The sequence below is a fragment of the Amycolatopsis sp. PS_44_ISF1 genome (assembly GCF_032335455.1).
GTDB lineage: Bacteria > Actinomycetota > Actinomycetes > Mycobacteriales > Pseudonocardiaceae > Amycolatopsis.
Genome location: NZ_JANUXO010000002.1, coordinates 120,224 through 146,207 on the forward strand (window position 1 = coordinate 120,224; position 25,984 = coordinate 146,207).

1 protein-coding gene and 2 pseudogenes (1 of these 3 only partly in view) are annotated in these 25,984 nt (G+C 76.4%); all 3 read left to right on the top strand.

Translation table 11 applies throughout. The features are described from left to right. Positions 1-2,349 carry the 3' portion of an SDR family NAD(P)-dependent oxidoreductase gene (locus tag NYF13_RS15600; protein ID WP_315657526.1) on the top strand. It extends 15,567 nt beyond the left edge of the window, so 2,349 of the gene's 17,916 nt are visible here — the last part of the coding sequence; its start codon lies off the left edge, out of view; its stop codon occupies positions 2,347-2,349. Then, positions 2,342-14,647, top strand: a pseudogene (locus NYF13_RS15605) (SDR family NAD(P)-dependent oxidoreductase); the annotation flags it as partial. The gene NYF13_RS15600 and the pseudogene NYF13_RS15605, both read left to right, overlap by 8 nt. A 78-nt stretch (positions 14,648-14,725) precedes the next feature. Then, positions 14,726-25,981, top strand: a pseudogene (locus tag NYF13_RS15610) (SDR family NAD(P)-dependent oxidoreductase); the annotation flags it as partial. Positions 25,982-25,984: the final 3 nt, after the last annotated feature.

Sequence of the window (25,984 nt, forward strand, 5' to 3'; positions counted from 1 at the left end):
CTGCTCAAGCGGCGGCTGGTCCCGGCCGACCCCCTGCTCGAGGTCCCGGCCGGACCGTGGCGGCTCGACTTCCCGGTCCGCGGCTCGCTCGGCGACCTCGCCGTCGTGCCCGCGCCGGAGGCCGGCCGCCCCTTGGCCGCCGGGGAGGTGCGGCTCGAAGTGCGCGCCGCCGGCGTGAACTTCCGCGACGTCCTGATCGGGCTCGACGTCTACCCGGGCGACGCCCGGCCGGGCATCGAAGCGGCCGGGCTCGTCGCCGAGACCGGGCCGGGCACCGGCTTCGCCGTGGGGGACCGCGTGATGGGCCTGGTGCCCGACGCGTTCGGCCCCGGCGTCGTCGCCGACGCGCGGACGCTGGTGCGGATCCCGGCCGGCTGGTCCTTCACCACCGCGGCCGCGGTGCCGGTCGCCTTCCTCACCGCCTACTACGGCCTCGTCGATCTCGCCGGGCTCGCGGCGGGGCAGCGGGTCCTCGTGCACGCCGCCGCCGGTGGCGTCGGCACCGCCGCCGTGCAGCTGGCCCGGCACCTCGGCGCCGAGGTCTTCGGCACGGCCAGCGTCGCCAAGCACGAACGGCTGCGCGCCGCCGGGCTCGACGACAGGCACATCGCCTCCTCGCGGACGCTGGAGTTCGAACAGACGATCCGCGACGCCACCGGCGGCCACGGTGTCGACGTCGTGCTCAACTCCCTCGCCGGCGAGTTCACCGACGCGTCGCTGCGCGTAACCGCGCCGGGCGGGCGGTTCGTGGAGATCGGCAAGACCGACCTGCGGGTGCCCGAGATCGTCGCCGCCGAGCACGACGGCGTCACTTACCGGCACTTCGACCTCGCCGACGCCGGTCCCGCGCGCATCGCCGAGATCCTCGCCGAGCTGGCCGGCCTGTTCGAATCCGGCGCCCTGGCCCCGACGGAGACCACCGTCTGGGACGTGCGCAGCGCCCGCGAGGCGTTCCGCGCGATCAGCCAGGCCACGCTCACCGGCAAGGCCGTGCTGTCGGTCGGCCCACGGTTCGAAGCGGACGAGACCGTGCTGATCACCGGCGGCACCGGCACGCTGGGCCGGCTCGTCGCGCGGCACCTCGTGCGGCACCACGGGGTCCGGCACGTCACCCTCGTCGGCCGCAGCCACCGGCCGGAGGCGGACGCCGTGGTGGCCGAGCTGGCCGAAGCCGGTGCCCGGGCCGACGTGCGGGTGTGCGACGTCGGGGACGCGGACGCGGTCGGGGAGCTGATCGCCGAAGTGACCGAGGAGCATCGGCTCACCGGAGTCGTGCACGCGGCCGGTGCGGTGGCCGACGGTGTGCTGACCTCGCTCGACGCGGCCGGGCTCGCGGCCGTGCTGCGCCCGAAGGCCGACGGCGCCTGGCACCTGCACCACCACACCGCCCACCTCGGCCTGCGGTTGTTCGCGGTGTTCTCGTCCGCGTCGGCCACCTTCGGCAGCGCCGGGCAGGCCAACTACGCGGCCGCGAACACCTTCCTCGACGCACTCGCCGAGCACCGCCGCGCCCGCCGCCTGCCCGCGACCGCGCTGGCCTGGGGCCTGTGGGCGGAGAGCAGCACGATGACCGCCGCACTGTCCGAAGTGGACATCCGCCGGATGGGCCGCTCCGGCGTGCTCGCGCTCGGGACCGAGCAGGGGCTCGCCCTGTTCGACGCGGGCACCGGGAGCGCCGAGGCGGCCGTCGTCGCCGCCCGTCTCGACCTGCCCGCGCTGCGCCGCGCCCACCGCGACCACCCGGCCCCGGCGCTGCTGCGCACGCTGGTCCCGCCGGTACGGAGCACGAGCGCGACGCCGGAACCCGACGTCACCGGCGGAACGCACCTGGCCGGCCTGACCCGGCCCGAGCAGCTGCGGGCCGTGCTGGACCTCGTCCGGGCGCAGGCCGCCGCGGTACTGGGACACGGTTCGGCCGACGACGTCGACGCCGGGCAGGCGTTCAAGGAGCTGGGCTTCGACTCGCTCACCGCGGTCGAACTGCGCAACCGGCTCAAGACGGCGACCGGGGCGGCGCTGCCCTCGACCGCGGTGTTCGACCACCCGAGCCCGCTCGCCCTGGCCGAGCACGTCGTCGGCCTGCTCGCCCCGGCCGAGCTGGGCGCGGCCGAGGCGGTGCTGCGCGAGCTGGACGGCTTGGAACCGGTGCTGGAGACCGTGTCCGGCACCGACGGCGCGCACGCCGAGATCGTCGACCGGCTCAGCCGCATGCTGCACCGCCTGCAGGGCGACCGGCCCGGCGAAGGACTCGACGACGCCTCGGTCGACGAGGTCTTCGCCTTCATCGACACCGAGTTCAGTGACCTCGACCAGGACCTAGACCAGGACGGAGCCGACCGACGTGGCTGACGATGAGAAGCTGGTCCAGTACCTGAAGAAGGTCACCACGGACCTCAAGCGCACCCGCGAGCGGCTGCGCGAGGTCGAGTCGGCCGGCACCGAGCCCCTCGCGATCGTCGGCCTGGCGTGCCGGTTCCCCGGCGGCATCGACTCGCCCGAGGCGTTCTGGCGGGTTCTGGAGGAAGGCCGCGACGTCGTCGGCGCTTTCCCGGCCGACCGGGGCTGGGACGCCGGCCGCCTCGGTGCCGGCGTGCGCCGCGAAGGCGGGTTCCTGACCGGGCCGGGCGGGTTCGACGCGCCGTTCTTCGGGATCAGCCCCCGCGAGGCCCTGGCCATGGACCCGCAGCAGCGGCTCCTGCTCGAAGTGACGTGGGAAGCGCTCGAACGCGCCGGCATCGACCCGGCCACCCTGCGCGGCAGCGACGCGGGCGTGTTCGTCGGCCTGGCCGACCAGAAATACGGCCCACGCGACACCGCCGCCGAGCAGGAGGTGCTCGGGCACCTGCTGACCGGCACCACCAGCAGCGTCGCCTCCGGCCGGATCGCCTACACCCTCGGCACCGAAGGCCCGGCGCTGTCGCTGGACACCGCCTGCTCCTCGTCGCTGGTCGCCCTGCACCTGGCGGTCCGCGCGCTGCGGGCGGGCGAGTGCTCGACGGCGTTCGTCGGCGGCGCCGCGGTGATGGCCGACCTGAGCCTGTACGTGGAGTTCGAGCAGCAGGGCGGCCTCGCCGCCGACGCCCGCTGCAAGTCCTTCGCCGCGGCCGCCGACGGAACCGGCTGGGGCGAAGGCGTCGCGATGCTCGTCGTGCGGCGGCTGTCCGACGCCCGCGCGGCCGGCGACCCGATCCTCGCCGTGGTCCGTGGCAGCGCGGTCAACTCCGACGGCGCGTCCAACGGCCTTACCGCCCCGAACGGCCCGTCGCAGCAGCGGGTGATCCGGAGCGCTTTGCGCGACGCCGGGCTCAGCGCCGGCCAGGTCGACGTCGTCGAGGCGCACGGCACCGGTACCTCCCTCGGCGACCCGGTCGAGGCGCAGGCGCTGCTGGCGACCTACGGCCAGGGCCGCGAGCACCCGCTGCTGCTGGGCTCGGTCAAGTCGAACCTCGGTCACACCCAGGCCGCGGCCGGGCTGGCCGGGGTGATCAAGCTGGTGCTGGCGATGCGGCACGGCCTGCTGCCGAAGACGCTGCACGTCGACGAGCCCACCACCCGCGTCGACTGGACCGCGGGCTCGATCGACCTGCTGACCGAAGCCCGCGAGTGGCCGGCCACCGGACGGCCGCTGCGCGCCGGGGTTTCCGCGTTCGGCATCAGCGGGACCAACGCGCACGTCGTCCTGGAACAGGCTCCCGAGGCCGAGACCGCCCCACCCGCGCCGCGGCCGCCGGTGTCGGCGTGGCTGCTGTCCGCCCGCGACGCCGATGCGCTGCGGGTACAGGCCGCGCGCCTGCACGGCTTCGCCGCCGAGCACCCCGAGGCCGACCTCGCCTCGGTGCTGGCCACCCGCCGCGCCCGGCTCGGGCACCGCGCGGTCGTCGTCGGCCGCGACGGCGGCGACCTGCTCGCCGGACTGGACGCCCTGAGCCGCGGCGAGACCGCCGTCGGCGCCGTGCGCGGCCGGGTCCGCCCGGCCGGGGCGCTCGCGTTCCTGTTCAGCGGCCAGGGCAGCCAGCGCGCCGGGATGGGCGCCGGGCTGCGCGCCGCCTTCCCGGTGTTCGCCGAGGCGTACGACGAGGTGTGCCGCCACTTCGCCCTGCCGCTGGTCGAAGCGCTCGCCTCGGAAGAACTGGTCCACCGCACCGAATACGCCCAGCCCGCGCTGTTCGCCGTGGAAGTGGCGCTGTACCGCCAGCTCGCCGCGTGGGGCATCACCCCGGACTACCTGATCGGCCACTCGTTCGGCGAGCTGACCGCGGCTCACGTCGCCGGGGTGCTGTCGCTGCCGGACGCCTGCACGCTGGTCGCCGCCCGCGGCGCGCTGATGCAGGAACTGCCCGCCGGGGGCGCGATGGCCGCCCTGGAGATCGGCGAGGACGAACTGCCCGCGCTGCTCGCCGAGACCCGCGCCGACGTGGAGCTGGCCGCGGTCAACGCGCCCCGCTCGATCGTGGTGACCGGGGACGCCGGTGCGGTCGAGGCGATCGTCACCGCCTGCGGCGAACGGGACGTGCGGGCCCGGCGGCTCGACACCTCGCACGCCTTCCACTCGGCCCGGCTGGAGCCGATGCTGGACCGGTTCCGCGCCGTCGCCGCGTCGCTGACCTACCACGCGCCGTCGGTGCCGATCATCTCCAACGTCACCGGCGAGCCCGTGCCCGCCGAAGTCCTCGCCACGGCGGATTACTGGGTGCGCCAAGCCCGGTCGACAGTCCGGTTCCGCGCGGGGGTCGATTACCTCGCCGCGCACGGCGTCACCGCGTTCCTCGAAGTCGGTCCCGGCGGTCTCACCCCGATGGCGCGCGCGTGCCTCGACGGTGCGCACGAAGTCACAGCGACCATGGTCAAGCAGGGTGAGGAGCCCGAAGCGCTGCTGATGGCGCTGGCCCGGCTGCACGTCACCGGGTTCGCCGTGCCGTGGGAGAAGATCACCGCCGACCCGGCCGCGCCGCACCTGGACCTGCCGACCTACCCCTTCCAGCGCGAGCACTACTGGCTTTCCGCCGGACGGCGGCCCGAAAGCGAGCCGGTGGTCACCGAGCCCCGCCGGCCCGGGCACCCCCTGGCCGCGATGGCTCCCGCGGAGCTCGACCACCACCTCCTCGCCCGCGTGCGCTCGGCCGCCGCGACGGCGCTCGGCCACCGCTCGGCCGACGCGGTGGCACCGGACGAGCGGTTCGGCGAGCTCGGCTTCGACTCGATGCTCGCGGTCCGGCTGCGCGACCTGCTGGCGGAGGAGACCGAGCTGGACCTGCCCACCACGCTGGTGTTCGACCACCCGACGCCGCAGGCGGTCGCGGACTTCCTGCGGGCCGAGCTGGTCGGCGGGCCGGAGATCGTGCCGGTAGCGCGTCGCGCCACCGGCGGCGACCCGATCGCCGTCGTCGGCATGGCCTGCCGCTATCCCGGGGGAGCGTCGTCCCCCGGTGCGCTCTGGGACCTCGTGCGCGCCGGGACCGACGGGATCACCGCCTTCCCCGCCGACCGGGGCTGGGACACCTCCACGCTGGCCCCGCACGTGCGCCGCGAAGGCGGTTTCCTGCACGACGCCCCGGAGTTCGACGCCGAGTTCTTCGGCATCTCGCCGCGCGAGGCGACGAGCATGGACCCCGCCCAGCGACTGCTGCTGGAGACGTCCTGGGAGGCCCTGGAGACCGCCGGTCTCGACGCGTCCGCGCTGCGCGGCAGCCGGACCGGCGTGTTCGCCGGGCTCGCCGGCTCCGACTACGGCCAGGTCCTGTCCGGGCTCGCCGAGGCCGAAGGCCACGTGATGACCGGGACCGCGGCGAGCGTCTTCTCCGGCCGGGTGTCCTACGCCCTCGGGCTGGAAGGTCCGTCGCTGACCGTGGACACGGCGTGCTCGTCGTCGCTGGTCGCGCTGCACCTGGCCGTGCGGGCGCTGCAATCGGGGGAGTGCGACCTCGCGCTGGCCGGTGGCGCCACCATCATGTCCACCGTGGACAGTTTCAGCGAGTTCGCCCGGCAGGGCGGCCTCGCCGGCGACGGCCGCTGCAAGGCCTTCGCCGACAGCGCGGACGGCACCGGCTGGGGTGAAGGCGTCGGCGTCCTGGTCGTCGAACGGCTCTCCGACGCCCGCCGCCACGGCCACCGCGTGCTGGCCACCGTGGCGGGCAGCGCGGTCAACTCCGACGGCGCGTCCAGCGGGCTCACCGCCCCCAACGGCCCGGCCCAGCAGCGCGTGATCCGCGCCGCGCTCGCCGACGCCGGCCTGCGACCGTCCGATGTGGACTTCGTCGAGGCGCACGGCACCGGCACCGCGCTCGGCGACCCGATCGAGGCGCAGGCGCTGATCGCGACGTACGGCCGTGAGCGCGAGGAGCCGCTGTGGGTCGGCTCGCTGAAGGCGAACATCGGCCACACCATGGCCGCGGCCGGCGTCGGCGGCGTGATCAAGACCGTGCTCGCGCTGCGCCACGGCGTGCTGCCGCGCACCCTGCACGTGACCGAGCCCAACCGCCGCGTCGACTGGTCGGCGGGCACCGTGCGGCTGCTCACCGAGGAACGCGCCTGGCCGGACACCGGACGGCCGCGCCGGGCGGCGGTGTCGTCGTTCGGCATGTCCGGCACCAACGCGCACGTGATCGTCGAAGCGGGTGACGCTCCGGTGGAGCCCACCGGCGAGCCCGCGGCCGGCCCGCTGCCCATCGTGGTCTCCGGACGCACGCCCGAGGCGGTGCGCGCGCAGGCCGACGCGCTGGCCACGCACCTCGACGCGCACTTGGGCCTCGGGCTCGCCCGGGCCGGGAAAGCGTTGCTGGACACCAGGTCCGCCTTCTCGCACCGGGCCGTCGTGGTCGGGGAGGACCGTGCGGAGGTCGTCCGCGGGCTGCGGGCGATCGCGGCCGGCGAGCACGGGGACCAGGCGGCGACCGGCGTGGCCCGGGTGCTGGGCCGCGGCCCGGTGTGGGTGTTCCCCGGCCAGGGCTCGCAGTGGCCGGGCATGGCGGCCGAACTGCTGACCCAGTCGCCGGTTTTCGCCGCGCGCTTCGAGGAATGCGACCGGGCGCTGACGCCGCACCTGGGCTGGTCCGTGCTGGCCGTCGCCCGTGGCGCGCAGGCGCCCGGTTCGCCCGAGCACCCGGACGTCGTGCAGCCGCTGCTGTTCTCGTTCGTGGTCGGCCTGGCCGCGCTGTGGCGGTCCTACGGGGTCGAGCCGTCGGCCGTGGTCGGGCATTCGCAGGGCGAGATCGCCGCAGCCTGCGTCGCGGGCGCGCTGAGCGTCGAGGACGCCGCGCGGATCACCGTGCTGCGGGCCCGGGCGTTGCGCGCGCTGTCGGGCCGGGGTGGGATGGTGTCGCTGGTCGCGCCGCTGCCCGAGGTGCGGCGGCGGATCGCCCGCTGGGCGAACGACATCGCGGTCGCCGTGGTCAACGGCCCCGCGTCGGTCGGGGTCACCGGCGAGCTGCCGGCCCTGCGCGAACTGGTGGCCGAAGCCGAACGCGACGGCGTGACCGCGCGGTGGATCGGCATCGACTACGCCTCGCACTCGACGCAGATCGAGAGCGTCCGCGACGAGCTGATGGCCGCGTTGAGCGGGATCACGCCCGGGCCGGCCGACGTGCCGTTCTTCTCGACCGTGACCGCGGAGTGGGTCGAGGGCGCCGCCCTGGACGCGGAGTACTGGTACCGCAACGTCCGCGAACCGGTGCGGTTCGCCGACGCGATCACCGCGCTGACCGCGCAGGACCACCACGCCTTCGTCGAGGTCAGCGCGCACCCGATGCTCGGCGGCGCGATCGCCGCCACCGCGGAGGCGGCGGGCGTGGACGCGGTCGTGGCCGGCAGCGTGCGCCGCGGCGACGGCGGCCTGCGCCGGTTGCTGACGTCGCTGGCGCAGGTGTGGGCGGCGGGGGTCCCGGTCGACTTCGGCCCGGCGTTCGGCGACGTCCCGCCCGGGCCCGTCGAACTGCCGACGTACGCCTTCCAGCGGCGGCGCTACTGGCCCGACGGGCGGCCGCGGCGCGGCTCGGGCCGTTCGGATCTCGCGTACCGCGTCGGCTGGACGCCACTGACGAACCCCGGGGATGACACCGGGACCTGGCTGATCCTGGCTTCCGACACCGACGAAGCCGCCTTCCCGCACGCGTCCGCCGCCCGGATCGACCTCACCGCGGGCGATCGGATCGTGTCGCAGGTGCGGGCCGCGCTCGACGACCGGCCCGGCGTGACGGGGGTGCTGTGCCGGTTCGGGCTCGACGAACGCCCGAACCCGGCGCACCCGGACGTCCCGCTCGGCCTCGCCGCGATCCCGGTGGTGCTGCGGGAGCTGGCCGGTTCCGGGGCCCGGCTGTGGTGCGCGACGCGCGGCGCGGTCGCCGTGCCCGGGGTCGACGCCGCGCCCGCCGCGCCGGGCCAGGCCGCGGTGTGGGGCTTGGGCCGCGTCGCGGCGCTGGAGCACCCCGACGCCTGGGGCGGCCTGGTCGACCTGCCGTCCACAAGGGATGAAGACGTCACCCGGCTGCTCACCGGGGCGGAGGACCAGATCGCAGTGCGCCCGGCCGGGGTGTTCGGCCACCGCCTGCACCGCGCCACCTTCGCGGCCACCGGCGGCTGGCGGCCGCGGGGAGCCACGGTGCTGGTCACCGGCGGTACCGGCTCGCTCGGCGGGCACGTCACCCGCTGGCTCGCCCGCGAGGGTGCCCGGAAGGTGATCCTGCTCAGCCGCAGTGGCGGCACCGCGGCCGACGTGGACGGCGCCGAAGTGGCCGCCGTGGCGTGCGACGTCACCGACCCGGCCGCCGTCGCCGCCGCGCTGCGGGAGGTGCAGGCCGACGGCGAGCCGATCACCGCCGTCGTGCACACCGCCGGTGCGGGCGTGCGCGGGCCGGTCACCGGGATCGGCTCCGACGACCTGTGCACCGCGTTGGCCGCGAAGGTCACCGGCATCGCGAACGTCGAAGCGGCCCTGCCCGCCGGGCAACTGGACCTGGTCGTCTACTTCTCCTCGATCAGCGCCGTCTGGGGCGCGGGCGACCACGGGGCCTACTCCGCGGCCAACGCCGTCCTGGACGCCCGCGCCCTGCGGCGCTCCGCCGACGGCGTCCCGACGCTGTCGGTCGCCTGGGGCCCCTGGGCGGGCAGCGCGATGGTCACCGACGAGAACCGGGAGGCGTTGCGGCGCAACGGGGTTCCCGCACTCGAACCACAGCCCGCCCTCGCCGCGCTCGAAGCGGCGATCGCCGCCGGACCGGGCGCGGTCGTCGTCGCCGACGTCGACTGGGCCCGGTTCACCCCGGTGTTCACCGGCCGTCGCCCCAGTCCGCTGCTGGCCGAACTGCCCGAAGCCCGCACCGCCGAGCCGGAGCCGGCGCCTGCCGGGCCGAGGCGCGGCCGGGAGCTGCGGGAGCTCGTGCACCGGGCCGTCGCCGCGGTGCTCGGCCACGACGACGTGGCCGCGGTCGCCCCGGACCGCGCCTTCTCCGAGCTCGGTCTCGACTCGCTGGCCGCGGTCGACCTGCGCGGCCGGCTGGCCGCCGAGATCGGTACCCGGCTGCCGGCCACGCTCGCCTACGACCACCCGACCGTCGAGGCGCTCACCGCGTTCCTCGAGGGCACGGCCGCCGTCGAGCCCGTGGCGGCCCCGGCCGCCCGCACCGGCGACCCGGTCGTGCTGGTCGCCATGAGCTGCCGCTTCCCGGGCGGCATCGGCTCGCCGGAGCAGCTGTGGCAGGCCGTCGAGGCGGGCGAGGACCGCACCGGGCCCTGGCCCGCCGACCGCGGCTGGCCGCTGGAGCGGCTGCGCGACCCGGATTCGCCGTCGGGCAGCTACGTCGGCTCCGGGGGGTTCCTCGACGACATCGCCGGATTCGACGCCGGGTTCTTCGGCATCTCGCCCCGTGAGGCGGTGGCGATGGACCCGCAGCAGCGGCTGCTGCTGGAAAGCGCGTGGGAAGCGCTGGAGCGAGCGCGGCTCGACCCGGCGTCGCTGCGCGGCAGCCGCACCGGCGTGTACGTCGGGCTGACCGACCAGGGCTACGGCGAACGGCTGCGCGCGGAGGGCTCCGGCGCCGAGGGCTATCTGGTGACCGGCGCGGCCGCCAGCGTCGCCGCGGGCCGGATCTCCTACCTGTTCGGGCTGGAAGGCCCGGCCGTCACCGTCGACACGGCGTGCTCGTCCGCGCTCGTGGCCCTGCACCTGGCGACGAAGGCGCTGCGGGCCGGGGAATGCGACCTCGCCCTCGTCGGCGGCGTGATGGCGATGTCGGACCCGACCGCGTTCGTCGCGTTCAGCCGCCAGCACGCGCTCGCCGAAGACGGCCGGTGCAAGTCGTTCGCCGACGCCGCCGACGGGTTCGCCCTGGCCGAAGGCGTCGGCACGCTGGTGGCGGAACGGCTGTCCGACGCCCGCCGGAACGGCCACCCGGTGCTCGCGGTGGTGGCCGGCAGCGCGATCAACTCCGACGGCGCGTCCAACGGACTGACCGCGCCCAACGGCCCGTCGCAGCAACGCGTCATCCGCGCGGCGCTCGCCGACGCGGGCTTGGCCCCGTCCGATGTGGACGCCGTCGAGGCGCACGGCACCGGCACCACGCTCGGCGACCCGATCGAGGCCCAGGCGGTCCTGGCGACCTACGGCCAGGACCGCGCGACGCCGGTGCGGCTCGGCTCGGTGAAGTCCAACCTCGGCCACACCCAGGCGGCCGCCGGGCTGGCCGGGATCATCAAGATGACGCAGGCCATGCGCCACGGCGTCCTGCCGCGGACGCTGCACGTCGACCGCCCGAGCGAGCACGTCGACTGGACCGCGGGCGCGGTCCGGCTGCTCACCGAGGCCGAGCCGTGGCCGGCGATGGATCGTCCGCGCCGGGCCGGGGTGTCGGCGTTCGGCATCAGCGGCACCAACGCCCACGTCGTGCTGGAGGAGTTCCCGGCCGAGCCGGTGGCCGAGCTCGCGCCGCCGTCGATCCCGGCGGTGCTGCCGGTGTCGGCGCGCAGCCGCGAGGCCCTCGACGCCGCGCTCGGGCGGCTGCGCGAGCCGGCCGCCTCCCCGTGGGACCTCGGTTACTCGCTCGCGGTGACGCGGACGACGTTCGACCACCGGGCCGCGGTCGTCGGGGACGCGACCGTGCACGGGGTCGCGGCCCCGGGCGCCACGGCCGCGTTCCTGTTCACCGGCCAGGGCGCCCAGAGAGCGGGGATGGGCCGCGGCCTCTACGCGGCCTTCCCGGTCTTCGCCCGCGCCTTCGACGAAGTGTGCGCCGCGTTCGAGCCGCTCTCGCTCAAGGACGTCGTCTTCGCCGAGGACGCCACCCTGCTCGACCGGACCGAATACACCCAGCCCGCCCTCTTCGCGTTCGAAGTGGCGCTGGTCGAGCTGCTGGCGTCGTGGGGCGTCCGGCCCGGCGTGCTCGCCGGGCACTCCATCGGTGAGCTGGCCGCGGCCTACTGCGCGGGCTTGTGGACGCTGCCGGACGCCTGTGCCGTCGTCGCCGCGCGCGGCCGGCTGATGCAGGCTCTCGACGAGCCCGGCGCGATGGTCGCCGTCGAGGCCCCCGAGGCCGACGTCGTCGCGGCGCTGGCCGGGACCGTGAGCATCGCCGCGGTCAACGGGCCCGCCGCGGTCGTCGTCTCCGGAGCGGCCGCCGACGTCGAGCGGATCGCCGCGGGCTTCGAAAGCCGCGGCGTGCGGGTCAAGCGGCTCACGGTGTCCCACGCGTTCCACTCGCCGCTGATGGACCCGATGCTCGAGGAGTACGAGCGTGAACTCGGCAAGGTCACCTTCGCCGAACCCGCGCTGCCGCTGGTCTCCGGCGTCACCGGGCAAGCCCTCGGCGCTCAGGTGCGCACCCCGGAGTACTGGGTGCGGCAGGTCCGCGACGCCGTGCGGTTCGCCGACGTCCTCACCACCCTCGAAGCGTCCGATACGGACGCGTTCCTCGAAATCGGCCCGGACGGCGTGCTCACCGGCCTGGCCGCGCACCGGTCGCGGACCGCCGTCGCCACCCAGCGCCGCGACCGCGACGAGGCGACGACGCTCGCCCGCGCCCTCGGCACCTGGTGGGTGCACGGCGGCGAGGTCGACTGGGCGGCCTATTACGCCGGTAGCGGCGCCCGGACGACGGACCTGCCGACGTATGCGTTCCAGCGGCGGCGCTACTGGCTCGACCAGCCCGCCACGCCCGCCGCCGCGCTCGACGGCACCGGGCACCCGCTGTTCACCGGGGCGGCCGAGCTGCCCGGGGGAGCGGTGTACCTCGGCACCACCCGGGACCGTGCGCAGCGGCGGCCGGCCGCGTGGCTGGAATCGGTGTTGTGGGCGGCCGGGACCGGCCGCGCGGACGTCACCTTCGCCGCCCCGCCCGACCGCCCGGGGCACGCCCGGCTGACCGTCTCGGCGGCCGGCGACGAGCGGAAGATCGTCGTGCACACGCGGCCGGCCGCCGAGCCCGCCGCGGCGTGGACTTTGGCGGCCGAAGCCGTTGTGCACGCGGAGTCCGTCGCACCGCAACCGTTCTCCTGGCCTCCCGCCGGGATCGCGGTCGACCCGGCCGACATCGCCCTCGCTCTCGACCGGGCCGACGGGATCGACGTGCTGGCCGCGGCCTGGCGCGACGGCGACGACCTGTTCGCCGAGCTGGTGCTGCCCGAGGACGTCGAGCCGGACGCGTACCTCGTGCACCCGGACCTGCTCGCCGGGATCGAGCTGCTGGCCCGGTACGCGGGCGGGGGCGCCGTCACCGGCTGGTCCGGCGTCTCGGTGCACGCGGCCGGCGCGGCCGCGATCCGCGTGCGGCTGGCCGCCGGCGGCCGCGTCGAGGTCGTCGACCCCGCGGGGGCGCCGGTGCTGTCGGCCGAACGGATCGGGCTGGGGACACCTCGCCCCCGCACCACGACCGAAGGCGGCCTCCACCGGCTGGACTGGGTCCCGGTGCGCGACCAGGGCGAACGTCCACAGTGGAACTACCTGGACGAGGGCGACGCACCGCTCACGGTCGTCCGGCTGCCGGCGGGGGAGTCGGCACTGGAAGCGTCCACGGGCGCGCTGGCCCTGGTGCAGTCGCTGCTCGCGCGGCCCCGGGGCACGTTCGCGGTCCTGACCCGCGACGCCGTCTCGGTGGCCGGCCGCCCGGCCGACCCGGTGCGGGCCGCCGCGCGCGGGATCGTGCTGGCCGCGCAGGCGGAGCACCCGGACCGGTTCGTGCTCGTCGACGGCGACAGCAACACCGATACCGACACCGAGCGCGGCCGGGACCTGCTCACGGCGGCGCTGGGCGCGGGCGAACGGCAGGTGGTGCTGCGGGACGGCGGGATCCTGGCGCCGAGGCTCGTCCTCGCCGCCACCGGCGAACGGGAGCCCGCGCGGCACGGCACCGTGCTGCTCACCGGCGCGACCGGCGCCCTCGGCGGCCTGGTCGCCCGGCACCTGGCCACCCACCACGGGGTCGGGCACCTCGCCCTGCTCAGCCGCCGCGGACACGACGCGCCGGAGGCGGCTGCGCTGCTCGCCGACCTGGCGGCGACCGGCACCGGGGGCACCCTCGTCGCCGGGGACGCCGCCGACCGGGACGCGGTCGCCGCGCTGCTGGCCGCCGTGCCCGCCGAGCACCCGCTGACCGCCGTCGTGCACGCGGCCGGGGTGCTCGACGACGCCGCGGTCGCCGAACTGACCCCCGAACGGCTCGGACCGGTCCTGCACGCCAAGGTCGACGGCGCCCGGGTGCTGCACGAGCTGACCGCGGCGCACCCGGTCGCGAAGTTCGTGCTGTTCTCCTCCGCGGTCGGCGTGCTCGGCGGCGCCGGGCAGGCGAACTACACCGCCGCCAACGCGTTCCTCGACGCGCTGGCCCATCAGCGCGCCGCCGCGGGCCTGCCCGCGACCGCGCTGGCCTGGGGTCTGTGGGGCGTCGGCGGCGGGATGTCCGGCGGCCTGCGCGAGGCCGACCTGCGCCGGATGGCCCGGGGCGGCGTGCTCCCGCTGTCGGCCGGAGACGGGCTGGCCCTGCTCGACCGGGCGCTCGCCGCCGACGACCCGGCGCTGGTGCCGATCCGGCTGGACCGCGGGGTGCTCACCGCGCACGCCGCGGCCGGGAAGCTCGACCCCGTCTACACCGGACTGGTCCGCGCCCGGCCCCGCCGGGCCGCCGCGGCGGCGGTCGCGCCGCAACGTCCACAGTGGAGCGAGATGCCGGCCGGGCAGCGGGAGCGCGAGCTGCTGGACCTCGTCCGGGCGCGGGTCGCCGCCGTCCTCGGGCACGACTCGCCGTCGTCGGTCGACGCCACGCTTTCCTTCCGCGACAGCGGGTTCGACTCGCTGACCGCGGTGGAGTTGCGCAACGCCCTCGCCGAGGCGGTCGGGACGCCGCTCTCGGCCGGGGCGGTGTTCGACCACCCGACGCCGGCCGCGCTGGCCGCGCACCTCGACGACGTCGTCCGGCGGGCCGCCGCGCCCGCCCGGCTGCCCGTGCTCGCCCAGCTCGACCTCCTCGAGGCCGCGCTGGCCGAGCTGCCCGCGGGCGACGCGGTGCGCACCCAGGCCGAAGCCCGCGTGCGGGACCTCGTCACGGCCTGGGACGGCCCCGGCTCGGCCGTGGTGCTCACCGCGGAGGCCGACGTCGGCACGAAGCTCGCCGATGCCTCCGAGGACGACGTCCTGGCCTTCATCCGCTCCGAGTTCGGCCGCCCGTGAGCGGCCGCCCGACAACCGGAAGAGACTCCGATGGCTACTGAACCGGACCTGCTCGACGCGCTGAAGTGGGTCACCGCCGACCTGCACAAGGCCCGCGCGCGCGTGACCGAGCTGGAGAGCGCCGGCAGCGAGCCGATCGCGATCGTCGGCACGGGCTGCCGGCTGCCCGGAGGCGTGCGCTCGCCGGAGCAGCTGTGGCGGCTGCTGGCCGACGGGACCGACGCCATCGGCGCGTTCCCCGGCGACCGGGGCTGGCCGCTGGACCGGCTCTTCCACCCCGACCCGGACCACCACGGCACCTGCTACCTCACCGAAGGCGGCTTCCTCGACGACGTCGCCGGCTTCGACGCGGAGTTCTTCGGGATCTCACCGCGCGAGGCGACCGCGATGGACCCGCAGCAGCGGCTGCTGCTGGAAACCTCGTGGGAGGCACTGGAACGGGCCGGCGTCGACACGGCGACCCTGCGCGGCAGCCGGACCGGCGTGTTCGCCGGGCTGTCCCAGCAGGACTACGGCACGCTGCTCGCCGCGTCGCCGGAGGGCATCGACGGGTACGCCGCCACCGGCAGCTCCAACAGCGTGCTGTCCGGCCGGGTGTCCTACGTGCTCGGCCTGGAAGGGCCGTCGCTGACCATCGACACGGCGTGCTCGTCTTCGCTGGTCGCGCTGCACATGGCCGTGCGCTCGCTGCGGGCGGGCGAGTGCGACCTCGCGCTGGCCGGCGGCGTGACCGTGATGGCCACCCCGGCGGTGCTGGTCGCGATGTCGCGGCAGCGCGCGCTCGCGATGGACGGCCGTTCCAAGGCGTTCGCGGCCGGCGCCGACGGCACCTCGTGGGCCGAAGGCGCCGCGGTCCTGGCCGTCGAACGGCTTTCCGACGCCCGCCGCAACGGCCACCGCGTGCTCGCCGTGGTGCGCGGCACCGCGGTCAACTCCGACGGCGCGTCCAACGGCCTGACCGCGCCCAACGGTCCTTCGCAGCAGCGCGTGATCCGCGCCGCGCTGGCCGACGCGCGCCTGTCGGCGGCCGACATCGACCTCGTCGAAGCGCACGGCACCGGCACGAAGCTCGGCGACCCGATCGAGGCCGACGCGCTGCTGGCGGTCTACGGCCGCACCCGGGTGGCGGACCGGCCGCTGTGGCTGGGGGCCCTGAAGTCGAACATCGGGCACACGCAGGCCGCGGCGGGCGCCGCGGGCGTGCTGAAGGTGGTGGCCGCGCTCGGGCACTCCACCATGCCGAAGACCCTGCACGCCGGCACGCCGTCGCCGCTGGTGGACTGGTCCTCCGGCGCGGTCCGGCTGCTGACCGAGCCGCGGGACTGGCCGGCCGGGGACGCGCCCCGCCGCGCGGCGGTCTCGGCGTTCGGCATCAGCGGGACCAACGCCCACGTCATCCTCGAAGAAGCCGCGGAGCAGCCGGAAGCACCGGCCACGCCCCCGTCCGGACCGTTGCCGTGGGTGCTGAGCGCGCGCTCGGACGACGCCCTGCGCGCGCAGGCCCGGCGCCTGCTCGACCACGTGCGCGGGCTCCCCGACCTCGACGTCGCCGCCGTCGGGCGGTCCTTGGCGACGACGCGCACCGCGCTGCCGCGGCGCGCGGTGGTGGTCGGTGCCGACCGCACCGAGCTGGAAACCGAGCTGGCCGGGTTCGCGGCGGGCGGCACGGCGAGCACCGCCACCCCCGGCAAGGTCGTGTTCGTCTTCCCGGGCCAGGGCGCGCAGTGGGCCGGCATGGGCGCCGAGCTGCTGGCCGCCGGGGGCGCGTTCGCCGGGAAGGCCGCGGAATGCGCCGAGGCGCTGCGCGAGTTCGTCGACTGGGACGTGCTCGCGGTGCTGCGCGGCGACCCGGACGCGGCGCCGGCCGAGCGCATCGACGTGCTGCAACCCGCTTTGTTCACCGTGATGGTCTCGCTCGCCGCGCAGTGGCGGAGCCTCGGTGTGGAGCCGGACGCCGTCGTCGGGCACTCGCAAGGTGAAGTGGCCGCCGCGTACGTGGCCGGTGCGCTGTCCCTGCGGGACGCGGCCGCCATCGTCGCGCACCGCAGCATCGCGCTGCTCTCCCTGGCGGGCGACGGCGGCATGGTGTCCGTGCTGGCTCCCGCCGACGAGGTGGAACGCCGCGTCGGGCCGTGGTCGGACCGGCTGTCGCTGGCCGCGGTCAACGGCCCCGGCGCCGCGACCGTCGCCGGGGACGCGGCCGCCTGCGACGAATTCGCCGCCGCCTGCGAGACCGACGGGATCCGCGCCCGGCGCGTGCGCGGGGTCGACGTCGCCGGGCATTCGCCGCAGCTCGAACCCCTGCGCGAAGAACTGCTCGCCGCGCTCGCCGGCGTCACCCCGCGCGGCGAGGCCCTGCCGATGCTGTCCACGGTCACCGGCTCGTGGGCCGAACCCGCCACGCTGGACGCCGAGTACTGGTTCCGCAACGTCCGCCGTCCGGTGCTGTTCGAACCCGCGGTGCGCGCACTGCTGGCCGACGAGCACCGGGTGTTCGTGGAGGTTTCGGCCCACCCGGTGCTGACCGTGCCGGTGCAGCAGATCATCGACCACGCCGAGGCGGCCGCGTCGGTGTCCGGCACGCTGGTGCGCGGCGACGGCGGCCCGCGGCGGATGAGCACCGCGCTCGGCCAGGCGCACGCCCACGGCGCGGCGGTCGGCTGGGACCGGGTGTTCCCCGGCGCGGCGGCCGTCGACCTGCCGACGTACGCCTTCCAGCACCGGACCTACTGGACCCGCGTGCGGGCCGGGGCCGGTGACCTCGCCGCCGTCGGCGTCGAACCGCTCGCGCACCCGCTGCTCGGCGCGCTGGTCGTGGACGCCGACGCCGACGCCGTCGTGCTGAGCGGGCGGCTCGGCCTGGACACCCACGGCTGGCTGGCCGACCACGCCGTCGGCGACCGGGTGATCGTGCCCGGCACGGCGCTGGTCGAGCTGGCCGTGCTCACCGGCGACCGGGCCGGCTGCCCGCGGGTCGCCGAGCTGACCTTCGAAACGCCGCTGGTGCTGCCGCGCGAAGGCGGCGTGCTCGTGCAGGCCCGCGCCGGAACCCCGGACGAGGACGGCGTCCGCGACTTCGGCGTCTACGCGCGCCCCGCGGCGGACCAGCCGTGGACCCGGCACGCGTCGGGGGCACTCACCCCCGCGGCCGGCCCCGAGCCCGAGCGCTTGGACGCGTGGCCGCCCACCGGCGCCGACGAGGTCGACGGCGCCGACATCTATCGCCGGATGGCCGAAACCGGCTACGGCTACGGCCCGGCCTTCCGTGGCCTGCGCCGCGCGTGGCGGCGCGACGACGAGGTCTTCGCCGAGGTCGCGCTGCCCGAGGGGCCGGTGCGCGACGCCCCGGACTTCGCCGTGCACCCCGCGCTGTTCGACGCGGCCCTGCACGCGATGTTCCTGCTCGGCGACGGGCAGGACGCGGTCCGGCTGCCGTTCTCCTGGCAGGACGTCGACGTGCACGCCGAAGGCGCGACCGCGCTGCGCGTCCGGCTCACCCGCACCGGCACCGACGCCGTGTCGGTGCTGGTCACCGACGTGGCCGGCGCGCCGGTCGCGACCGCGGGTTCGCTGGTGGTCCGTCCGATGACCACGGCGCCGGTCCGCCACGACTCGCTCTACGAGGTGCGCTGGCCCGCGTTCGAGCACCGGACCGGCCCCGACGGCCGCTGGGCGCGGTGTCCGGGTGCGCCGGTCCTGGCCGAAGCGCTCCCGGACGCCGGTGTCGTCGACAGCCCGTTCGTGAGCGCCGGGCGGCCGGACGCCGTCCTGTACCCGGTCCCGGCCGGCGAAGGCGCCGGTCCGGTGCGGGAAACCCTGGCCCTGTTGCAGGAGTGGCTCGCCGACCCCGCTCGCGAAGACACCCGGCTGGTGCTCGTCACGACCGGCGCGGTGGCCACCGACCCCGGCGCCGACGTGCCCGATGTGGCCGGGGCGGGGGTGTGGGGGCTCGTGCGGTCGGCGCAGTCCGAGCACCCCGGCCGGTTCACGCTGCTCGACCTCGACCCGGCCGGCTGCGCGCCCGACGCCGTCGCGCGGGCGCTGGGATCCGGCGAAGCGCAGGTCGCCGTCCGCGGGGACGGGCTGCGAGTGCCCCGGCTGTCCCCATGGGACTCGTCGGCGGTGATGCTGCCGCCGGACGGGGAACCGGCCTACCGCGTGGAGAACGCGCGGCCGGGCACCCTCGACGGGCTCGCCCTGGTGCCGTTCCCGGACGCGCTCGCCCCGCTCGCGCCGGGCCACGTCCGGCTCGGGATCCGGGCGGCCGGGCTGAACTTCAAGGACGTCGTCGTCGCCTTGGACCTGGTGCCGGGGCTGTCCGGGCTCGGCGGCGAGGTCGCCGGGGTGGTCCTGGAAACCGGGCCCGGCGTGCCCGGGCTCGCGGCCGGCGACCGCGTGTACGGGCTGTCCACCGAGACGCTCGGCCCGATCGGCGTCACCGACGAGCGGCTGCTGGCGAAGATCCCGGCCGGGATGTCGTTCGCCGAAGCCGCCGCCGTGCCGATCACGTTCCTCACCGCCTACTACGGGCTCTTGGACCTCGCCGGCGTGCGCGCGGGGGAGAAGCTGCTGCTGCACGCGGCCGCCGGCGGCGTCGGCAACGCCGCCCTGCAGCTCGCCCGCCACCTCGGGCTCGAGGTCTACGCGACCGCCAGCCCGGCCAAGCACGGCTTCCTGCGGTCCCAGGGGATCCCCGACGACCACCTGGCGAACTCGCGCACCCTCGAGTTCGAACCCCGTTTCCGCACCGCGACCGGCGGCGCGGGCGTCGACGTCGTGCTCGACTGCCTCAACGGCGAGTTCGTCGACGCCGGCCTGCGGCTGCTCCCGCGCGGCGGCCGGTTCCTGGAGATGGGCAAGACCGACAAGCGCGACCCGGCCCGGGTCGCGGCCGCCCACCCCGGTGTCGAGTACCGCGTCTACGACCTGCTGGAAGCGGGCACGGACCGGATCGGCGAGATGCTCGCCGAGATCACCCGGCTCATCGACGGCGGCGTGCTGCACCCGCCGCGGCTGACCACGTGGGACCTGCGCCGCGGCCGGGACGCGTTCCGGGCGCTGAGCCAGGCCGCGATCGTCGGCAAGGCCGTGCTGACCGTGCCGCGCGCGGTCGACGCGGACGGCACCGCACTCGTCACCGGCGGGCTCGGCACCCTCGGCGCGCTGACCGCCCGCCACCTGGTCGAGCGGCACGGCGTCCGGCACCTGCTGCTCACCGGCCGCCGCGGCGCTCAGACGCCGGGCGCGGCCGAAGTCGTCGAGGGGCTGACCGCGCTGGGCGCCCGGGTCACCGTGGCCGCGTGCGACGTCGGCGAGCGCGCCGAGGTGGCGCGGCTGCTGGCCGGGGTCCCGGCCGAGCACCCGCTGACCCTCGTCGTGCACGCCGCCGGTGTCCTCGACGACGGCCTGCTGGAAACGCTGACGCCCGAGCAGGCGGACCGCGTGCTGCGGCCGAAGTTCGAGGCCGCGCTGCACCTGCACGAGCTGACCCAGGACGCCGACCTGGCCGGGTTCGTCCTGTTCTCGTCCCTGGCGGGCGTGCTCGGCGGGCCCGGCCAGAGCAGCTACGCGGCGGCGAACGCGGGCCTCGACGGGCTGGCCCGCCACCGCGTCGCCCGCGGACTGCCCGCGCTGTCGCTGGCGTGGGGGTTCTGGGAGGAGCGCAGCGGCATGTCCGGGCACCTCGGCGACGTCGACGTGCGCCGGATGAGCCGGGGCGGCGTGCTCGCGCTGTCCACCGAGGAGGCGTTCGGACTGCTCGACACCGCGTTGCGCGCCGGTCTGCCCACCGCGGTCCCGGCCCGGCTCGACCCGGCGTCGCTGACGGAGCAGGGCGCCCGCGTCCTGCCGATCCTGCGCGACCTGGTCCGCCCGGCCGCCCGGCGTCGCGGCCGGGCCGGGCAGGCCGCCGACGACGGCTCGCTGCGCGACCGGCTCACCGCGCTCACCGGCACCGAGCGCACGACGATCGTGCTGCGCCTGGTGCGCGAGCACGCGGCCGCCGTGCTCGGGCACGCCGACCCGGAAACCGTGCCGCCGGCCGGCACCTTCAAGGACCACGGCTTCGACTCGCTGACCGGGGTGGAGTTCCGCAACCGGCTCGCGGCCGCGACCGGGCTGCGGCTGCCGGTGACCCTGGTGTTCGACCACCCGACCCCGCGCGAGCTGACCGCCCTCCTGCTGGGCGAGCTGGTCGGTGAGCTCGCCGAACCGGCGCCCGTGGTCCCGGCCGCGCGTCCGGTCCCCGGCGACGACCCCCTGGTCATCATCGGCATGGCCTGCCGCTACCCGGGCGGCGTCGCCTCGCCGGAGGACCTGTGGGACCTCGTCCTGGGCGAACGCGACGTCATCTCCGGCCTGCCCGCCGACCGCGGCTGGGCGCCGGAGACCCCGGTGCGCGGCGGGTTCGTCGAGGACGCGACCTGGTTCGACGCCGAGTTCTTCGGCATCACGCCCCGCGAGGCGCTGACCATGGACCCGCAGCAGCGGATCCTGCTGGAGACCTCGTGGGAGGCGGTGGAACGGGCCGGGCTCGACGCGAACGCGTTGCGCGGCAGCCGGACCGGTGTCTTCGTCGGCGCCGCGTCGCAGGGGTACGCGAGCCTGTTCGCCGCGGGCTCGGACAGCATGGCCGGCTACGGCGTGACCGGGACGTCGGCGAGTGTCGTGTCCGGCCGCATCGCGTACGCGCTGGGCTTGGAAGGACCGGCGGTCACCGTGGACACCGCGTGCTCGTCTTCGCTGGTGGCGCTGCACAACGCCGCCGCGGCCCTGCGCGACGGGGAGTGCGACCTCGCGCTGGCCGGCGGCGTGTCGATCATGGCGAGCCCGTTCCTGTTCGACGACTTCGCCCGCCAGGGCGGCCTGGCCCCGGACGGGCGGTGCAAGCCCTTCTCCGCGGCCGCCGACGGGACGTCGTGGGCCGAAGGCGCGGGCGTGCTCGTCCTCGAACGGCTGTCGGACGCCCGGCGGCACGGGCACCCGGTGCTGGCCGTCCTGCGCGGCAGCGCGATCAACGCCGACGGCGCCTCGAACGGCCTGACCGCGCCGAGTGGCCCGGCCCAGCAGCGGGTGCTGCGGGCCGCCCTCGACCGGGCCGGACTGGCCCCGTCCGAAGTGGACGCCGTCGAGGCGCACGGTACCGGCACCACGCTCGGCGACCCGATCGAGGCGCGCGCGGTGCTCGCGGTCTACGGCGGTGAGCGCCCCGAGCCGCTGCGGCTCGGCTCGCTGAAGTCGAACATCGGCCACGCGCAGGCGGCGGCCGGCGTCGGCGGCGTGATCAAGATGGTGCAGGCCCTGCGGCACGGCGTGCTGCCGCGCTCGCTGCACCTGGCCGAGCCGACCCCGCACGTGGACTGGGCGGCCGGCGCGGTGCGGCTGCTGAGGGAAACCACGCCGTGGCCGGAGCTGGACCGGCCGCGGCGCGCGGCCGTGTCGTCCTTCGGCATCAGCGGCACGAACGCCCACGTGATCCTCGAACAGGCGCCCGCGCCGGAGCCGGAAGCGCCGCGCGGCACCGCGTTGCCGGTCCCGCTGGTGCTCTCGGCGGCGAACGAACCGGCCCTGCGCGCGCAGGCCGCCGCGGTGTCCGCGCAGCTGGACAGCGGGGCGGACCTCGCCGACGTCGCGTTCTCCCTGGCCACCGGCCGCGCCGCGCTGGAGCACCGGGTCGCGATCCCGGCGGAGTCGGCCCTCACCGGGCTCGCCGCCCTGCGCGACGGCACGCCGGAACCGGGGCTGCGGCACGGAACCGCGGCCGGCGGCGGCCTGGCCGTGCTGTTCTCCGGGCAGGGCAGCCAGCGCGCCGGCATGGGCCGCGAGCTCTACGCCGCCTTCCCGGCCTACGCGGCGGCGTTCGACGCCGTGTGCGCGGCCTGCGACCCGCACCTGCCGGTTCCGTTGCGGGACGTGGTGTTCGGCGGCGAGGGCCTCGACGACACCCGGTTCACCCAGCCCGCGCTGTTCGCCGTCGAAGTCGCGCTCCACCGGCTGGTGGAGAGCTGGGGCGTGCGGCCGGACTACCTGATCGGACACTCCGTCGGCGAGATCAGCGCGGCGCACGTCGCCGGGGTGCTGTCGCTGCCGGACGCGAGCCGGCTGGTGACGGCCCGGGCCGCGCTGATGGGCGACCTGCCGCCGGGTGGCGGGATGCTGGCCGTCGGGCTGCCGGAGACGTCGATCGGCGCCGAACTCGAAGCGGCGCTGGGAGAAGCCGCCGGGACGGTCGGGATCGCCGCGGTCAACGCGCCCGCCTCGATCGTGCTGTCCGGCCCGGTCGAGGCGCTCGAGCGAGTCGCCGAGCACGGGTCGGCGGGTGGGGTGCGCACCCGGCGCCTGCCGGTCAGCCACGCCTTCCACTCGCCGCTGGTGGAACCGGCGCTCGACGGGTTCGCCGCCGTCCTCGCCGAACTGAGCTTCGCGCCGCCGACCGTGCCGATCGTCTCCAACCTGAGCGGCAAGCCGGTGGCCGCGCACGAAGTCACGACGCCGGAGTACTGGCTGCGCCACGCCCGCGAAGCCGTCCGGTTCGCCGACGGGATCGCGTTCCTCGCCGGGGAAGGCGTCCGCACGTTCCTGGAACTGGGCCCGGACCGCGCGCTGACCGTGATGGCGGCGCAGTGCCTCGACGCCGAAACGGACGTCGACTGCGTTGCCGCGCTTCGCCGTGACCACCGCGAAACCGGATCCCTGCTCGCCGCGGTGGCGGCCGCGCACGTCCGCGGCGCCGGTCCGGACTGGTCCGCGGTGTTCGCCGGCACCGGCGCCCGGCGCGTCGACCTGCCGACCTACCCGTTCCAGCGCCGCCGGTACTGGCCGGACGCCGTCCCGGCCGGGGTGACCGCGTCCGGGCACCCGTTGCTGGGGGTCGAAGAGACGTCGGCGGCCACCGGGGACGTGCTGTTCACCGGGAGGCTGTCGCCGGTGCGGCAGCCGTGGCTGAACGACCACGCGGTGCTCGGCACGGTCCTGTTCCCCGGCGCCGGGTTCGTCGAACTCGCCCTGTGGGCCGGTGCCCGCGTCGGCACGCCCGTGCTGGAGGACCTGACCCTGAGCGAGCCGCTGCCGCTGACGGCCGAGGGCGTGCGCATCCAGGTGGTCGTCGGTGCCGGGCCGGACGGCCGCCGGCCGGTCGCCGTGTACTCGGCCGCGCCGGGGCAGGACTGGACCCGGCACGCCGAAGGCCGGCTCGTTCCCGGGGAACCCGTGGCACCGGCGGACTTCGCCGAGTGGCCGCCCGCGCACGCCCGCGCGGTCGACGTCGGCTCGCTCTACGCCGACCTCGTGGCCGCCGGGTTCGAGTACGGGCCCGCCTTCCAGGGCCTGACCGCGGCTTGGCAAGGCGAGGACGAGGTCTTCGCGGAAGTGGCGCTGCCCGACTCCATCGCCGCCTCGGCCGGGTCCTTCACCGTCCACCCGGCGTTGCTCGACGCCGCGTTGCACGCCCTCGCGTTCCGCCCGGGTGCGCGGGCGAGCGCGCGGCCGAAGCTGCCGTTCAGCTGGAGCGGCATCGGCGTGACCCGGCCGGGGTGCGCGACGGCCCGCGTGCACCTGCGCGAGACCGGGCCCGACTCGGTGACGGTTTCCCTGCTGGACGAAGACAACCGGCCGGTCGCCCGGATCGGGGCCCTGGCGTTGCGGGAGACCGGCCGACCCCGCGCCGACGACCTCCTGCACGTCGAGTGGGTGCCCGCGCCGGAGACCGGGCCGCTGCCCGACGCGGTCACGCTCGCGCTCGACCCGGTCGGCGACGGGCCGGCGGCGACCCACGCCCTCGTGCTGCGGGTGCTGGCCGAGGTCCGCGCCTTCCTCGACGGCCCGGACACCGGGGTGCCGCTGGTCGTGCGGACCGTCGCCGCGACCGGCGACGAACCGGACCCGGCGCACGCCGCCGTCTGGGGCCTGGTGCGGTCGGCCCAGCTCGAAGCCCCGGACCGGATCATGCTGGTGGACACCGAGTCCACTGAGTCCATTAAGGACGCAACGCGGCTCACCGGCGAACCGCAGACGCGGGTGCGCGGCGGGCAGACCTTCGTGCCACGCCTGACGCGGGTGCCCGCCGCCGAGCCGGTCGACGCGCCCTGGCCGACGTCGGGCACCGTGCTGGTCACCGGGGCCACCGGCATGCTCGGCGGGCTCGTCGCCCGGCACCTGGTCGCCGAGCACGGCGTCCGCGACCTGCTGCTGCTCAGCCGCGGCGGCGCGGACGCGGCCCTCGCCGAAGACCTCACCGCGCTCGGCGCCCGATTCCGGTTCGCCGCGTGCGACGTCACCGACCGGGCCGCCCTGGAAAGCGTGCTCGACGGCGTCCCGGTGTCCGCCGTGGTGCACACCGCCGGGGTCGTCGACGACGGCGTGCTCGCCACCCTGACCGCCGAGCAGGTCGAGCGCGTGCTGCGGGTCAAGGTCGACGCCGTCCACCACCTGCACGAGCTGACCGCCGGCCGCGAACTGAGCGCGTTCGTGGTGTTCTCCTCGCTGGCCGGGACGCTCGGCGGCGCCGGGCAGGCGAACTACGCCGCGGCCAACGCCTACGCCGACGCGCTGTGCCGGCGGCGGCGGGCGGCCGGGCGGCCCGCGCAGGCGCTGGCGTGGGGACCGTGGGCGGACGGCGCGGGCATGACCGCGGCGCTGTCGGACACCGACCGCAGCCGCCTCGCCCGGTCCGGTCTGCTGGCCTACACCCTCGACGAAGGCGGCGCGGCGTTCGACCGGGCGGTCGGGACCGGGCTGCCGGTGGTCGTGCCCGTGCGGGTCGACGTGCGCGCGCTCGGTGAGCCGGTGCCCCCGCTGCTGCGGGCCCTGGCCGCCCGGCCGCGTCCGGTCACCACGCCCGTGACGTCGGTGCGGGACCGGCTGGCCGCGACGCCGCCGGAGGAGCGGCTCACGCTGCTGGCCGAGCTGGTCCGCAGCGAGGCCGCCACGGTCGCGGCGCTGCCCTCGGCCGGGTCCTTCCCGCGCACCAGGACGTTCAGCGCGGTCGGCTTCGACTCGCTGATGGCCGTCGACCTGCGCAACCGGCTCGGCGCGGTCACCGGGGTTCGGCTGCCCGCGACGCTGGTGTTCGACTACCCGACCCCGGACGCGCTGGCCGCGCACCTGCTGAGCGAGCTGGCGCCCCCGGAGGCCACGGCCGCCGACCCGGCGCTCACCGCGCTCGACGTCCTCGAAACCGCCGTGCGGGACCACCCGGGCGACCGCGGCGCCCTGGCGTCGCGGCTGCGCGTCCTGCTCACCCGGATCGACCAGCCGGAGGCCCCGGAAGACGGCGACCTCGACCTGGGCACCGCCGAGCTGCTCACCCTGATCGACGACGAGTTCGGCATCCGCTGAACC